Origin of the sequence: Stenotrophomonas sp. GD03654 (assembly GCF_029845105.1) — a bacterium.
GTDB lineage: Bacteria > Pseudomonadota > Gammaproteobacteria > Xanthomonadales > Xanthomonadaceae > Stenotrophomonas > Stenotrophomonas africana.
Genome location: NZ_JAOCLC010000020.1, coordinates 1 through 12,521 on the forward strand (window position 1 = coordinate 1; position 12,521 = coordinate 12,521).

Here is a 12,521-nt window from a genome sequence, read left to right on the forward strand (position 1 = left end):
CAAGCCCCCATGGACGGGTTTACGGCGTCTCCCGCAACCGGCCCCACCCCGCCATCCCTCAGGAAACCAGCTTCTGCTGTTGCTGTTGCTGTTGCTCTGGATCGTAGCGGGTGCAGGGCGCAGCCCTGCCAAACCCCTACCCTCTGGCCATTGCCTGCCACCACTGCGACAGCAGCTCCGGCCTGCGCAGGCGCTCGCGCCACCAGCGCAGTGCAGCGCCATCCTCGCCGGTGCGCCAGGCCAGCCAGAAGGTCTCTTCCGGTTTGTGTTCCTCCACCTCACGGATCACCAGCTGGCCACGCGCCACCGCAGCGCGCGCGCACGGTTCGGGCAGGAAGCCGAAGCCCACGCCTTCGCACTGCAGCTTCAGCTTGCTGGCCATGTCCGGCACCGTCAGCATTTCCTGCCCCATCAACAGGCCGACCGTGCGTGGCAACAGCCGCCGCGCCGAATCGGAGACGGCGATCGCGCAATGCTCGACCAGCTGCTCGCGACCGAGCACGCCCGGCACCGCCGCCAAGGGATGATCGGGCGCCACCGCGAACACGAACTCCACCGTGCCCAGCGGCTCGACCACGTAACCACCGCCACTGGGCCCCTCGCCCGGCGCACCGACCAGCAGGTCGGCACGGCGGTCCAGCAGGGCTTCCCAGGTGCCGGACAGGGCCTCGCCAATCAGCCGCAGCCGGGTCGGCGCCTCGGCCTCACGGAATGCGGCGATATCCGGCCCCAACAGCCAGGTCGGAAACACCGAGTCGACCGCCAGGGTCAGCTCGGTCTCCCAGCCCGAGGCCACCCGCCGCACCCGCAGTTCCAGCTCCCGGGCGGCGCGCAGCAGGTGCCGCCCCTCGTCCAGCAGCGCGCGTCCGGCCTCGGTCGGCTCGGCACGCGGGCCGATCCGGTCGAACAGTTGTACGCCCAGGTCCTCCTCCAGCTTGGCCACGGTGTAGGAGATGGTCGAGGGCACCTTGTGCAGGGCCTTGCCGGCGCCGGCGAACGAGCCGCGGCGGTCGATGGCATCCAGGATCTGCAGGGCATCGAGGCTGAGCTTGAGCATTCGAATTTTTCGATGATGGCTGTCAAAACTATCCGTTTTTCAAACCCCGGGCGCAAGCGGATACTTCTCTGCAACGGGGAAACACAGCGGCTACCGGCCCACCCCGCCCCATCGAAACCATCGAACAAGGAGATTCCATCATGCTGCAGATCCGCAAGAGCGCTACCCGTGGCCTGGCCGAGCATGGCTGGCTGTCCTCGCGCCATACCTTCTCCTTCGCCAACTACTACGACCCGCGCTACGTCAGCTTCGGCCCGCTGCGGGTGATCAACGAAGACAAGGTGATCGGCGGCCAGGGCTTCGGTACCCACAGCCACAGCAACATGGAAATCATTTCCTACGTGCTGGGCGGCGCGCTGGAGCACAAGGACTCGATGGGCACCGGTTCGGTGCTGCGCTACGGCGACGTGCAGCGCATGAGCGCCGGCAGTGGCGTCAGCCACAGCGAGTTCAACCACTCGGCCGACGAGACCGTGCACTTCCTGCAGATCTGGATCTTCCCGGACACCGAGAACATCACGCCGTCGTACGAGGAGACCCATTTCGCGCCGGAGACCAAGCGCGGCCAGCTGCGCCTGATCGCCTCGCCGGACGGTGCCGACGGTTCGCTGCGCATCCACCAGGATGCCCGCATCTTCGCCACCATCCTCGATGGCGGCCAGAAGCTGCACCATGCGCTTGGCAACGGTCGTGGCGCCTATGTGCAGGTGGCGCGTGGCCAGCTGCAGGTCAACGGCATCACCCTGGAAGCCGGTGATGCGCTGCAGGTCAGCGACGAAGCGCAGTTGACCCTGGAAAACGGCAACGACGCTGAAGTGCTGGTGTTCGACCTGCCGCTGTAACGACAACGCCCGCGATGCTGCAGAGCATCGCGGGCGTACGTGTAGAGCCGAGCCCATGCTCGGCTGCGGTGCGACAGCCAGCCGAGCGTGGGCTCGGCTCTACAGGACCCGCGTCAGAACCTGTAGTTCACGGTGAGCCGTACATTGCGCGGCTCACCCCAGGTGTAGGTGCTGTACCAGTTGAAGATCGTGTAGTACCGCTTGTCGAGCAGGTTGTTGACGTTGACCGTGGCCGACAGGCGATCGTTGAACTGGTAGCGCGCCATCGCGTCGAGCAACCAGTAAGGCTGCGTGCGATGCACCACCTTGGCCTGCGTGGCCGGATTGGTGATCTCGCCGAAGGTCGAATCCTGCCAGCGCGCGCCACCACCCAGCGTCAGCGCCTGCCAGGCACCGCGCAGGCGATAGCGGGTATGCAGGCTGAACTGGTTCTCCGGTTCCAGCGTGGTCACCTTGGTGCCCGCCTGGCGGGCGATCTTGTGGGAGAACCCACCCTGCACCTGCCAGCCCTCGCCCAGCTGACCCGACATTTCAAGCTCGTAACCCTTGGTGCGCACGCCCATCAAGGCGCGGTAGGCATCCTGGCCATCCGGTGTCTTGCCGCCGGTGGGCTGGGCGAAGTTGTCCTGATCAAGCTTGAACAGCGCCGCACTGGCATTGAGGCGTCCATCGAAGAACTCGGCCTTCAGCCCCATCTCGTAGCTGCGGCCTTCCAGCGGATCCAGTGCCTTGCCCTGTTCGTCACGCTCGCCCTGGGGCTTGAAGATGGTGCTGTAGCTGGCGTACACCGAGTAGTGCTCACCGAGGTCGTAGACCACACCGGCATACGGCACATAGACGCCGGTCTCGCGTGTATCCGGCGAGCGGTAGCTGGCCAGCCGGCTGCCGACGATCAGCTTCAACGGATCGGCCACGTCGAAACGGCCGACCACGTACAGCCCGTTCTCACGGGTCACTTCATTGTTGTCATAGGTGCGCTGCCACTGCGGTTCGGCAATGTCGCCATTCCAGCTGCGGTAGTCCGGCACGGTATCCGGGAACCCCGCCTGCGGGCCGTAGCCGGTATTGGTCCAGCGCTTGCGCGAGGCACTGCCACCGACCACCAGCTCATGCTCGCGGCCGAACAGGCCGAAATGCCCACTCACATAGAAGTCGGCGGCATTGCTGACGGTCTTGCCGACGTACTTGCCGAGCCACAGGCTGACGCCCTCGCCGGTCAACGGATCCGGATTGCCGGCGGCGGCACCGGCCAGTGCGGCGTCATAGCCGTTGACCTGATGGTTGAGCTGCAGCTTGGCAATCCAATCGTTGGCGAACGTGTGCTCCAACGTGGCGAAACCGGTACGCACGTACTGGCGCCAGCCGGCCCATTGCGCACCATTGTTGAACGAGCGAGGCATGCGGTTGAAGTTGCCGGCGCTGTCCAGCAGCGGAATGCCGCCCCACGTGGAGCCCTTCGGGTCGCTGTCCATCACGTCGCCACCGATCGACAACAGCGTGCGCTCGCCCAGATCGGCTTCCAGCACGGCATAGCCGACCTTGCTGGCGCGCTGGTAGTGGTCCAGGTTGGAGTGCTTGTCTTCCCAGGCCCCCACGGCACGGCCACGCAGGCGGCCATCGGCAGTCAGCGGACCACCGACATCGAGCTCGGCGCGGTAGTCGTCCCAGCGGCCGACACCCAGTGAGGCGCTGCCGGCGAAGTCCTTGGCCGGCTTCTTGCGCACCAGGTTGATGGTCGCACCCGGATCGCCCATGCCGGTCAACAGGCCGGTCGCGCCCTTGAGCACCTCGATGCGGTCGTAGATGGCGGTATCGCTGAGCGTGTTACCGGCGGAGTACGCCGAATTGCGCGACATCGGAATGCCGTCGTACTGGAAGTTCTGGATCGCGAAACCACGCGCGTAGTACTCGGTGCGTTCGCTGTCGTAGGTGACGATGCTGATGCCGGGGGTCACCCGCATCACGTCGTCGATGCCGTGCAGGCCGAAGTCATCCATCTGGGCGCGGGTGATCACGCTGATGGTCTGCGGGGTCTGCCGTGGCGTCAGCACCAGGCGGGTAGCGGTGGCAATGGTGCCGGGCGTATAGGCGCCGCTGCCCTCGGTGATGGTACCGAGCAGGTTGGCGGTGACCTGTACCGTCTGCAGGGTCTGCGATGCAGGCGCCTGGGAATCCTTGCCTGGATCCGTGCTGGACTGGGCAGCAGCAATACTGCTGCTGGCCAGTGCAGCGATCAGCAGGCCCTGCGCGAGCGCCTGCGGCAACGCGCGGCGACGCGGCAAGGGAAACGGAGCATGGGCAACAGGCACGGACAGCACGGCGGGACCTCCACGATAGGGTGGGATCCTCTGGCGGCGGCTGGAGGGAAGAGAGGGACGCGGCCGGATAGCCGCAAGCGCAGGAGTGTACTCCCCTGCGCCCCGGCTGTCGTGCAACGCGCTGCCGCAGCTATCAGCCGCCGATGGCGGCGCACGCCTCCAGGATCAGCGCCGTCACTTCCTTCGGCTGCGAGGCCAATGAGGCATGGCTGGCATCCAGCTCCAGCAGGCGCTTAGGCTGCATCCTTGCGGCCATGGCCTTCTGGTTTTCCGGCGCGATCATGCGGTCGTGGCGGGACAGCTGGTACCAGCTCGGCGTGTGCTTCCACGCCGGATCGCTGACCGCATCACCGAAGGTACTGGCCAGCGGCGCCTTCTGGGTCACCGCCATCACCCGGCCCTCGTCCTCGCTCAGATCCTGGCAGAAGCTCTCATGGAACTTGTCCGCACGCAGCCACAGGTAGCCATCGCTGTCCGGTGCCAGGTTCGGCGCCGCCTCCGGCAGGTGCTGCTGGGTGATGCCACCGGGACTCTCGCCGGCATCAGGCGCGAACGCGGCGATGTAGACCAGGCCCTTCACGTTGGGCTCGTTGCCGGCCTGGCTGATCACCGCGCCGCCATAGGAGTGGCCGACCAGCAGTACCGGCCCGTCGATCTGCCGGATCATTTTCCGGGTTCGCCCTGCGTCGTCGGCCAGCGAGGTCAGCGGCAGTTCCACCGCCTGCACACGGTCGTGGCCATTGCGATGCAGTTCCAGGATCACCTTGGCCCAGTGTGCGGCCCCGCCCCAGAATCCATGGACGAGGAGGATGGTCGGTGTCGTGCTCATGTACGGATCTCCGGCAGCGGCCGGCGGGATGCCGACCGTGCAGCCACTGTCCGTGGGCGACGTTAATCGCCAGTGACGCGATCGGGTCACTGCAATCGTATGCGTCGCCCGATGTCACGCATGGCACTTGCCGAGCCGACCTGAAAACGTTTCCATAAACGTCCCCTGGAGCTTCGCATCGCGCATGACGCCTTCATCCCCACGTGCCCAGCAGCACGCCACCCGCGCCGCCTTCTTCATTCCCGGATTCGCCACCGCCGCGTGGGCGCCCATGGTGCCCTACGCCAAGGCCAAGGCCGGACTGTCCGACGCCAGCCTCGGCGCCGTGCTGCTGTGCCTCGGGCTCGGCTCGCTGCTGGCGATGCCGTTGGCGGGTGCGCTGACCGGGCGACTGGGCTGCCGCCGGGTGATGGTGATCACCTGCGCGATGATGCTGTGCGCCCTGCCCCTGCTGGTGCTGGCGCCTTCGCCGGTGGCACTGGGCGCGGCACTGTTCGTGTTCGGCGCCGGCGTCGGTGCGCTGGATTGTGCGATGAACATGCAGGCGGTGGCGGTCGAGCGCGACGCCGGGCGCGCGATGATGTCCGGCTTCCATGCCTTCTACAGCATCGGGGGCTTTGTCGGTGCCGGCTGCATGACCGGCCTGCTGATCCTCGGCACGCCGCTGTGGCTGGCCGCGCTGGTTTCGGTGGCGGCGCTGCTGCTGGTCGCGGTACTGTCGGCGCCGCACTGGCGTCCGCAACGGATCCTGCACGAAGGACCGTTGCTGGCGCTGCCGCACGGCGTGGTGCTGTTCATCGGCGTGCTGGCCTTCGTGGTGTTCCTCGCCGAGGGCTCGATGCTGGACTGGAGCGCGGTGTTCCTGGCCGAAGTGCGGCAGGTGCCGCGTGACCAGGCCGGCGCCGGCTTCGCGCTGTTCACCCTGGCGATGACCGCGATGCGCCTGTTCGGCGACGGCATCGTCGAGCGCCTCGGCCGCACCCGCACCCTGGTCTTCGGCGGCATCACCGCCGCAGCCGGTTTCACGTTGGCCACCCTGGTACCGTCGTTCCCGGTGGCGCTGGCGGGCTATGTGCTGGTCGGGCTGGGCTGCGCCAATATCGTGCCGGCACTGTTCTCGATGGCCGGCCAGCAGCGGGCGATGCCGGAGAGCATCGCCATCACCGCAGTGACCACGCTGGGTTACGCCGGCATTCTCGCCGGCCCCGCAGCGATCGGTGCGCTGGCACACGGCACCAGCCTCGGCTTCGCCTTCCTGTGCGTAGCCGCGCTGCTGCTGGGCGTCGCGGCGTCTGCCCGCTCGCTGGCACGACGGGTGGCCTGACAGAAAAAGGGGACGGAGGGGATTAAGTCGTTTGCAGCACACCTGTGGCAGATGCGACTTAATCCCCTCCGTCCCCTTTTCTCAGCTGCGCGTCAGCCACTCGGCCTGGGCCGGCAACTGGGGAGCCGGGCAGGCGCTCTGCGGATGGTGCTCGTCGCGCGCCATCCAGTCATCGACCACGCCGGCCAGCAGGTCCAGCCGCAGCGGCAGGGTAATGTGGTCCTCGCCGCGCATCTCGATGTAGTGCGCGCGCGGGTTGGCCTGGGCCAGTTCGCGCCCTTGGCTGACCGGAATGTGCTGGTCGCCCTGCCCGTGCAGCAGCAGCACGCAGGCGCGGGTATCGGCCAGCGCGCGCGCTACATCCACGCGGTCCAGATCGACGTCGATGCGGCGGCTGGCGGCGGCGATCACCTGGTTGATGTCCTGGCCGCCATAGCGCCAACGCGCGTACGACGCCACCGCCTGCGCCTTCAGGCCTTCCGGCTGCAGTCCCATCAGGTGCGGGATCATCGTGCGGATCGCTACGCCGGCATTGGCGAACGATTCCATCGCCACCACGCCTTCCACCTGGTCACCGAGCTTGTCGGCGGTGAACACCGCCGTGGCCGCACCATAGGACACGCCAAACAGGTACAGCGGACCGGTCACTTCACCACGTGCACGCAGCTCGCCGATCACATCGACCACGTCATCCGATTCATAGGTGCCATAGCCCGACGGCCCGGTACCGGACTGTCCATGGTTGCGCAAGTCGAGCGTGACCACGCGGTAGCCGGATTCGGCCAACTGCAGCGACCATGGCAGCATCGAATCACCGTTCATCATCCAGCCGTGCAGCAGCACCACGGTGCCGCGCGGTGCCTGCGCGCGGAACGGCTGCGGTACTGCCAGGCTCAGGCCGGTATCCAGCGGCAGGCCGTTCTCGTGGCGCTGCGGCAGGTAGTGGTAACGCGCGCCGTAATCGCCAGGATCGAACACGCGCCAGAAGATCGGCACGCCATCGCGGCCGGGCGCAAAACCGTGGCGGTTGGGCAGCTCAGCGATGGCCGCAGCAATGCGCGGGCGATCGAGCAGGGTCGATACGCCACCCGGCGCGATCAGCCGATCGGCGAGCGAGGTGGACGAGGCATTGATCGAGGACGAGCATGCAGCCAGCCACAGGCCGGCGCACGCCAGCAACAACAGCAGCAGGCGCTTCATGGGCAATCAGGGAAAAGGTGCGACAGCGTGGCAGGTTAGCGATGCGGGCGTGGGCCATCTATCGCGCGCGGATGACGGCTTGATGACAACGCAGGAACGATTCAGCTTGGTGTGAACGCTGTATCCGTTCAGTCATTGATCCGGATCAATGAACGCGCGCGCGGCATTGCCCACAGTGCCGCCATGCGCACCTCGTTCAAGCTCGCCATTGCCCTGGCCGCCACGCTGGCCGCCGCCTACGGCATCGCCCGCACCACGCCCTACTGGTTCGCACCACGACAGTCGGCGCAGGTCGACATCCACGATCCGACGCTGATCGCGCAGGGACAGTACCTGTCGCGCGCCGCCGACTGCGCGGCCTGCCACACCGCGCCGGGCGGCAGGCCGTTCGCCGGTGGCCTCGGCATGCAGACGCCGATGGGCACGATCTACTCGACCAACATCACGCCCGATCCGGACACCGGCATTGGTGCCTATGACTACGCCGATTTCGAACGCGCGGTGCGCCGCGGCATCCGCCACGACGGCCAGCCGCTGTATCCGGCCATGCCGTACGCCTCGTACGTGATCGCCAGCGATGCCGAGATCAAGGCGCTGTATGCCTATTTCATGGGCTCGGTGCAGCCGGTGAAGCAAAGCAACGCCGACAGCACGATTCCATGGCCGGCCAACATGCGCTGGCCCCTGGCCTGGTGGCAGCTGCTGTTCGCACGCCCGCGCACGTTCAACCCGGATCCGTCGCAGGATGCCGGCCAGCAGCGCGGCGCCGAACTGGTGGAAGGCCTGGCCCATTGTGGCGCCTGCCACACGCCACGCGGGCTGGCCTTCCAGGAAAAGGCGATGGCCGACGATGGCGGTCGCCAATTTCTGTCCGGCTCGGTACTGGAAGGCTGGTACGCGAAGAACCTGCGCAACGAATCGACCGGCCTGGCCAGCTGGAGCGAGGGTGAGATCGTCGATTTCCTGCGCACTGGCCGCACCGATCGCTCTGCGGCCTTCGGTGGCATGGCCGACGTGGTCGAGCACAGCACGCAGTACCTGTCCGACGCCGATCTGCTGGCCATGGCCCGTTACCTGAAACAGCTGCCGGCCCGCGAAGGACGTAGCGCACAGTGGTCGCCCGGTACCGACACCACCACCGCCGCACTGCGCAGTGGCGACTATCGCGTGGCCGGCTCGCTGGCCTATGCAGAGCACTGCCAGGCCTGCCATCGCGCCGACGGCCGCGGCATGCCACGGGTCTACCCAGCACTGGCTGGCAACTCGATCGTGTTCGCCGATGATCCCAGTTCGCTGGTGCAGGTGACCCTGATCGGTGGCCGCACGCCGCATACCCCGCACGACCGGATGGCCTTCACCATGCCCGGCTTCGAACAGCTGCCGAACGCGCAGCTGGCGCAGATCCTGACTTTCATCCGCAGCAGCTGGGGCAACCAGGCCAGCGCCGTGAGCGAGGTCGACGTGGCGCGCATGCGCCGGGTGGTGCGCGACAAGCCAGTGCACTACGTTCCGCAGGAGGCCGCACGATGAAGCGTTCGCGCACGCGTTCCCGCCTGCTGATCGGCAGTGCGATCACCCTCGTGGTGCTGGCGGGCGCCGGCACCCTCGCTTACCGTCATCTGTACCCGGACCTGGATGCCGCCGTGGCCAGCACGATCGATATGCTCGATGCGCAGGGCAAGGTGGTCGGCCACTACCATGCGCCGAGTGCCGAGGAGATCGCCGGGCTCGGCAATGCCGAATCGGTGATGCTCGGCCGCCGCATCCTCAACGAGACCGCACGGTTGCTGCCGGACAACGTCGGCAACGATCTGAACTGCAACTCGTGCCATATGGCCGAGGGCAAGCGGCCTTTCGGCAATCACTACTTCAATACCGGCGGCGGCGCCTATCCGCGCTACATGCCGCGTCCGGGCAAGGTGATCGGGCTGACCGAGCGCATCAACGGCTGCCTGCAGCGTTCGATGAACGGCAAGCCGCTGCCGAAGGGCTCGCCGCAGATGCGCGCCATGCTCGATTACATGGCGTGGTTGAGCAGTCCGGTGCCAGAGGGTGCAAAGGTGGCCGCCCCCAGTGAGGGGCCCATCGACAGCACGCTGACCCCGGACCCGGTCCGCGGCCAGGCGCTGTACGCCGTGCAGTGCGCCGCGTGCCATGGCGACAACGGCGAAGGACGGCGCGACGCCAGCGGTGACATCGCCTTCCCGCCGCTGTGGGGCGACCACAGCTTCAACATCGGCGCCGGCATGGCGCGGCTGTACAAGGCCGCCGGCTTCGTCAAGCACAACATGCCACCGGCGGTGACCCGCGAGCCGCCACTGGGGCAGCAGGTGATGCCCGACCAGGATGCGGTGGACATTGCCGGCTATTTCATCAACCAGCCGCGGCCGGATTTTGCCAACAAGGGTAAGGACTGGCCACGCGACCCGAAACCCAAGGACGCGCGGTACTGAAGCAGGCAGCAGGTGCCGGCCGTCGCTCAACACGATTCCTGCATCGCCACGTCATGCCGATGTCATTGGCGCTGCCGACACTCCGGGGCTTCCCTCCTCTGAAGGTCCGGTCTCGATGCGAACGTCTGCGCGCTTTCCCCGTGTCTCGCTGCTTGCCCTGCTGATCGCCCCCGCACTGGACGCCCTTGCCGAAGCACCGCAGGGCGATGCCGCTGAAGCGCGCAGCAGTGAGGCCCGCACCCTCGACCAGGTGCAGGTGATCGGCCAGGCCACCAGCTACGCCAAGACCTCGGTGCGCGCGGAAACGCTGAACCGCCAGACGGTGATGAGCAGCGTCAACGACGCGCTCAACGAGGTACCTGGCGTGGTGGTCAGCGAGGCCGATGCCACCGGCTCGTCGGTGTGGGGTACGCAAATCAGCATGCGTGGCTTCGTCACCAACCGCGACACCCAGCAGATCGGCACTACCATCGACGGCCTGCCCAATGGCGGCTCAGGTTACGGCGGCGGCTCGCTGGCCAACCGCTACATCGACACCCTGGACCTGGAAACGGTGGAAGTCAGCCAGGGCACCGCTGATATCTCCTCGCGCTCGAACGAAGCCCTCGGGGGCACCCTGAACTTCCTTACCAGCGATCCGCTGCAGGACAGCCGCCTGCGCTTCGTGGTCGGCGCCGGTGACAACGAGGCACGCAAGTACTACGTGCGCTACGACACCGGCCTGCTCGGCGGCCACACCCGCGCCTGGGTCAGCGCTTCCTCCGCGCGCGTGCACGACTGGATCGACGGCAGCGGCAAGACCAGCAACGACCACATCGCCGGCAAGTTCATCACCGAACTGGACCGCTGGACGCTGACCGGCTACCTGTCCTACAACGATGCCGACGAGCCGGAATACACCAGCGTCTCACCGAAGGGCTTCGCCACCAATCCGGATCGTGACAACCTGGTGGGGACCCTCACCGGCATTCCCTACCTGGACCAGAACTACCGCTCCGGCTCGCGTGCACTGCGCGAGAACACCTTCGGCTACCTGCGTGCGGCCTTCGACGGCGGCAACGGCTTCAAGGCCTCGGTGGCCGCCTACGGGCACCGCATGCAAGGTCGTGGCGATTGGCTGCCCCCCTACCTGGCACAGGTCAGCGATGAGGGTGCGGGCCGCCCCGAATCGGAATACGTCGGTGGCAAGACCGTGTATGGCGGCAGCAACCGCGGCCAGATCTTCTTCGTCAATCCCGATGGCAGTGCCGCCCAGCGCCTGGCCAGTTGCACCCCGCGCCCGGGCTTCACCGCCGAGTATGATCCAAACTGCTACGCCGGCAACGTGCTGGGCGCGCAGTCGTATCGCCACACCCACTACGACAACGACCGCATGGGCGTGACGACCGACGTCGAGTGGCGCCAGACCTTCGGCGCAGTCGACAACACGATCCGTGGCGGCCTGTGGGTGGAGAAGCTGGACCGTTCGGCACGCCGCGACTGGCACCGCCTGCTCAACGTCGGCCAGGACATCGCCTTCGACCATCAGCCGTACTGGGTGCAGTTCGAGGACAAGTACAAGGTCGACGAGCAGATGTACTACGTCGAGGACGTGGCCCGCTTCGGGCCGTTCAGTGCACGCTTGGGCGTGAAGCAGTTCTTCGTCGACCAGTCGCGTCGCCGCGTGATCGGCGCCAGCGAACACGTGACGTCCGATTCCAAGTCCGATCCGCTGCTCTCCACCGGCTTCACCTGGGCGCCGGGCGTGGAAGGCATGGAGCTGTTCGCGGGCTTCTCGCAGAACTTCGCCGCCATTCCCTCCGGCGTGCTTGGCGAGACTGATCCGCAACGCTTCCGCAACGTCGAGCCGGAGACCGCCGACAACATCGAAGTGGGCATGCGCATCAGCCGCTGGCCGCTGACCGCCTCGGTGACCCTTTACAAGATCAAGTTCGACAACCGCATCGTCTACCTGCCGGCAGGTTTCGTCAGTGGCATCGACTATCTCGGCGAGACCGACGGCGTCTACGAGAATTTCGGCGGTGTGGAAAGCAACGGCCTGGAAGCCGCGTTCGGCTACGGCTGGGACAACGGCTGGCGCCTCAACGCCGCCTATACCTACAACCGCTCCAAGTACCTGGGCAGTGGCGATGCCGCGCGATACCCAGCTGGGCATCGTCGATGGCGCCAAGGTGATCGGCCAGCCTGAACAGACCCTGGTGCTGTCGGCCGACTGGCAGGGCGAGAACTGGAACTTCGGCCTGTCCGGCCGTTACCTGGGCACGCGTTATCTCGACGCCGCCAACGTCAACAAGCTGCCCTCGGCCACCGTGTTCAACGCCAACATCGGCTTCGACCTGCAGGGCCTGTCGCCGCGCCTGAAGGGCATGGGCGCCAACCTGGTGGTGAGCAACCTCACCGACAAGCGGTATCTTGCAGGGGTGGATGGCCGCGACAACGCATTCATCGGCGCACCGCGTACCGTCGGCATCTCCTTCCGTGTGGACCTGTGAGTGAAC

The 12,521-nt window shown here is 66.7% G+C and carries 8 protein-coding genes and 1 pseudogene; 5 read left to right on the forward strand and 4 right to left on the reverse strand.

Annotated elements, in window-relative coordinates:
* Positions 1–136: 136 nt before the first annotated feature.
* Positions 137–1,057 carry a LysR family transcriptional regulator gene (locus tag N5J73_RS09585; protein WP_049449607.1) on the reverse strand — a complete coding sequence of 307 codons (921 nt, stop codon included), beginning with the start codon at positions 1,055–1,057 and terminating at the stop codon, positions 137–139.
* Between the two features lie 140 nt (positions 1,058–1,197).
* Here N5J73_RS09585 and N5J73_RS09590 point away from each other — a divergent pair, with 140 nt between their 5' ends.
* Positions 1,198–1,899 (forward strand): pirin family protein, encoded by a 702-nt coding sequence (locus N5J73_RS09590; protein ID WP_049434728.1) that lies wholly within the window; start codon positions 1,198–1,200, stop codon positions 1,897–1,899.
* 113 nt (positions 1,900–2,012) lie between these two features.
* On the opposite strand, the gene N5J73_RS09595 is transcribed toward N5J73_RS09590, so the two are convergent.
* Positions 2,013–4,217: a TonB-dependent siderophore receptor gene (locus N5J73_RS09595; RefSeq protein ID WP_049449604.1), complete on the reverse strand. Its 2,205-nt coding sequence runs from the start codon at positions 4,215–4,217 to the stop codon at positions 2,013–2,015.
* Positions 4,218–4,350: 133 nt separating this feature from the next.
* On the reverse strand, positions 4,351–5,046 hold the full coding sequence (locus N5J73_RS09600) for an alpha/beta hydrolase (protein ID WP_049449601.1): 696 nt from the start codon (positions 5,044–5,046) through the stop codon (positions 4,351–4,353).
* 184 nt (positions 5,047–5,230) lie between these two features.
* Here N5J73_RS09600 and N5J73_RS09605 point away from each other — a divergent pair, with 184 nt between their 5' ends.
* On the forward strand, positions 5,231–6,370 hold the full coding sequence (locus N5J73_RS09605; RefSeq protein ID WP_049449598.1) for an MFS transporter: 1,140 nt from the start codon (positions 5,231–5,233) through the stop codon (positions 6,368–6,370).
* A gap of 81 nt (positions 6,371–6,451) precedes the next feature.
* Here the strand turns inward: N5J73_RS09605 and N5J73_RS09610 are convergent, their stop codons facing one another.
* A complete protein-coding gene (locus N5J73_RS09610) occupies positions 6,452–7,570 on the reverse strand; it encodes an alpha/beta fold hydrolase (protein ID WP_049449596.1) in 1,119 nt (372 codons plus the stop codon).
* Positions 7,571–7,753: 183 nt separating this feature from the next.
* Here N5J73_RS09610 and N5J73_RS09615 point away from each other — a divergent pair, with 183 nt between their 5' ends.
* From N5J73_RS09615 to N5J73_RS09625, 3 genes and pseudogenes are all read left to right on the forward strand, one after another.
* Positions 7,754–9,100, forward strand: coding sequence for a cytochrome c (locus N5J73_RS09615; protein ID WP_049449610.1), 1,347 nt, complete (start codon positions 7,754–7,756; stop codon positions 9,098–9,100).
* Positions 9,097–10,023 (forward strand): c-type cytochrome, encoded by a 927-nt coding sequence (locus N5J73_RS09620; protein WP_049449593.1) that lies wholly within the window; start codon positions 9,097–9,099, stop codon positions 10,021–10,023. Before N5J73_RS09615 ends, N5J73_RS09620 begins: the two co-directional genes overlap by 4 nt.
* Positions 10,024–10,138: 115 nt before the next feature.
* Positions 10,139–12,515: pseudogene (locus N5J73_RS09625) on the forward strand (TonB-dependent receptor).
* Positions 12,516–12,521 lie beyond the last annotated feature (6 nt).

Excerpts from the sequence above, each read along its gene's own strand:
- N5J73_RS09615 (WP_049449610.1), top strand. The coding sequence starts at position 7,754 with ATGCGCACCTCGTTCAAGCTCGCCATTGCCCTGGCCGCCACGCTGGCC.
- N5J73_RS09605 (WP_049449598.1), top strand. The coding sequence starts at position 5,231 with ATGACGCCTTCATCCCCACGTGCCCAGCAGCACGCCACCCGCGCCGCC.
- N5J73_RS09585 (WP_049449607.1), bottom strand. The coding sequence starts at position 1,057 with ATGCTCAAGCTCAGCCTCGATGCCCTGCAGATCCTGGATGCCATCGAC.
- N5J73_RS09590 (WP_049434728.1), top strand. The coding sequence starts at position 1,198 with ATGCTGCAGATCCGCAAGAGCGCTACCCGTGGCCTGGCCGAGCATGGC.
- N5J73_RS09620 (WP_049449593.1), top strand. The coding sequence starts at position 9,097 with ATGAAGCGTTCGCGCACGCGTTCCCGCCTGCTGATCGGCAGTGCGATC.
- N5J73_RS09610 (WP_049449596.1), bottom strand. The coding sequence starts at position 7,570 with ATGAAGCGCCTGCTGCTGTTGTTGCTGGCGTGCGCCGGCCTGTGGCTG.
- N5J73_RS09600 (WP_049449601.1), bottom strand. The coding sequence starts at position 5,046 with ATGAGCACGACACCGACCATCCTCCTCGTCCATGGATTCTGGGGCGGG.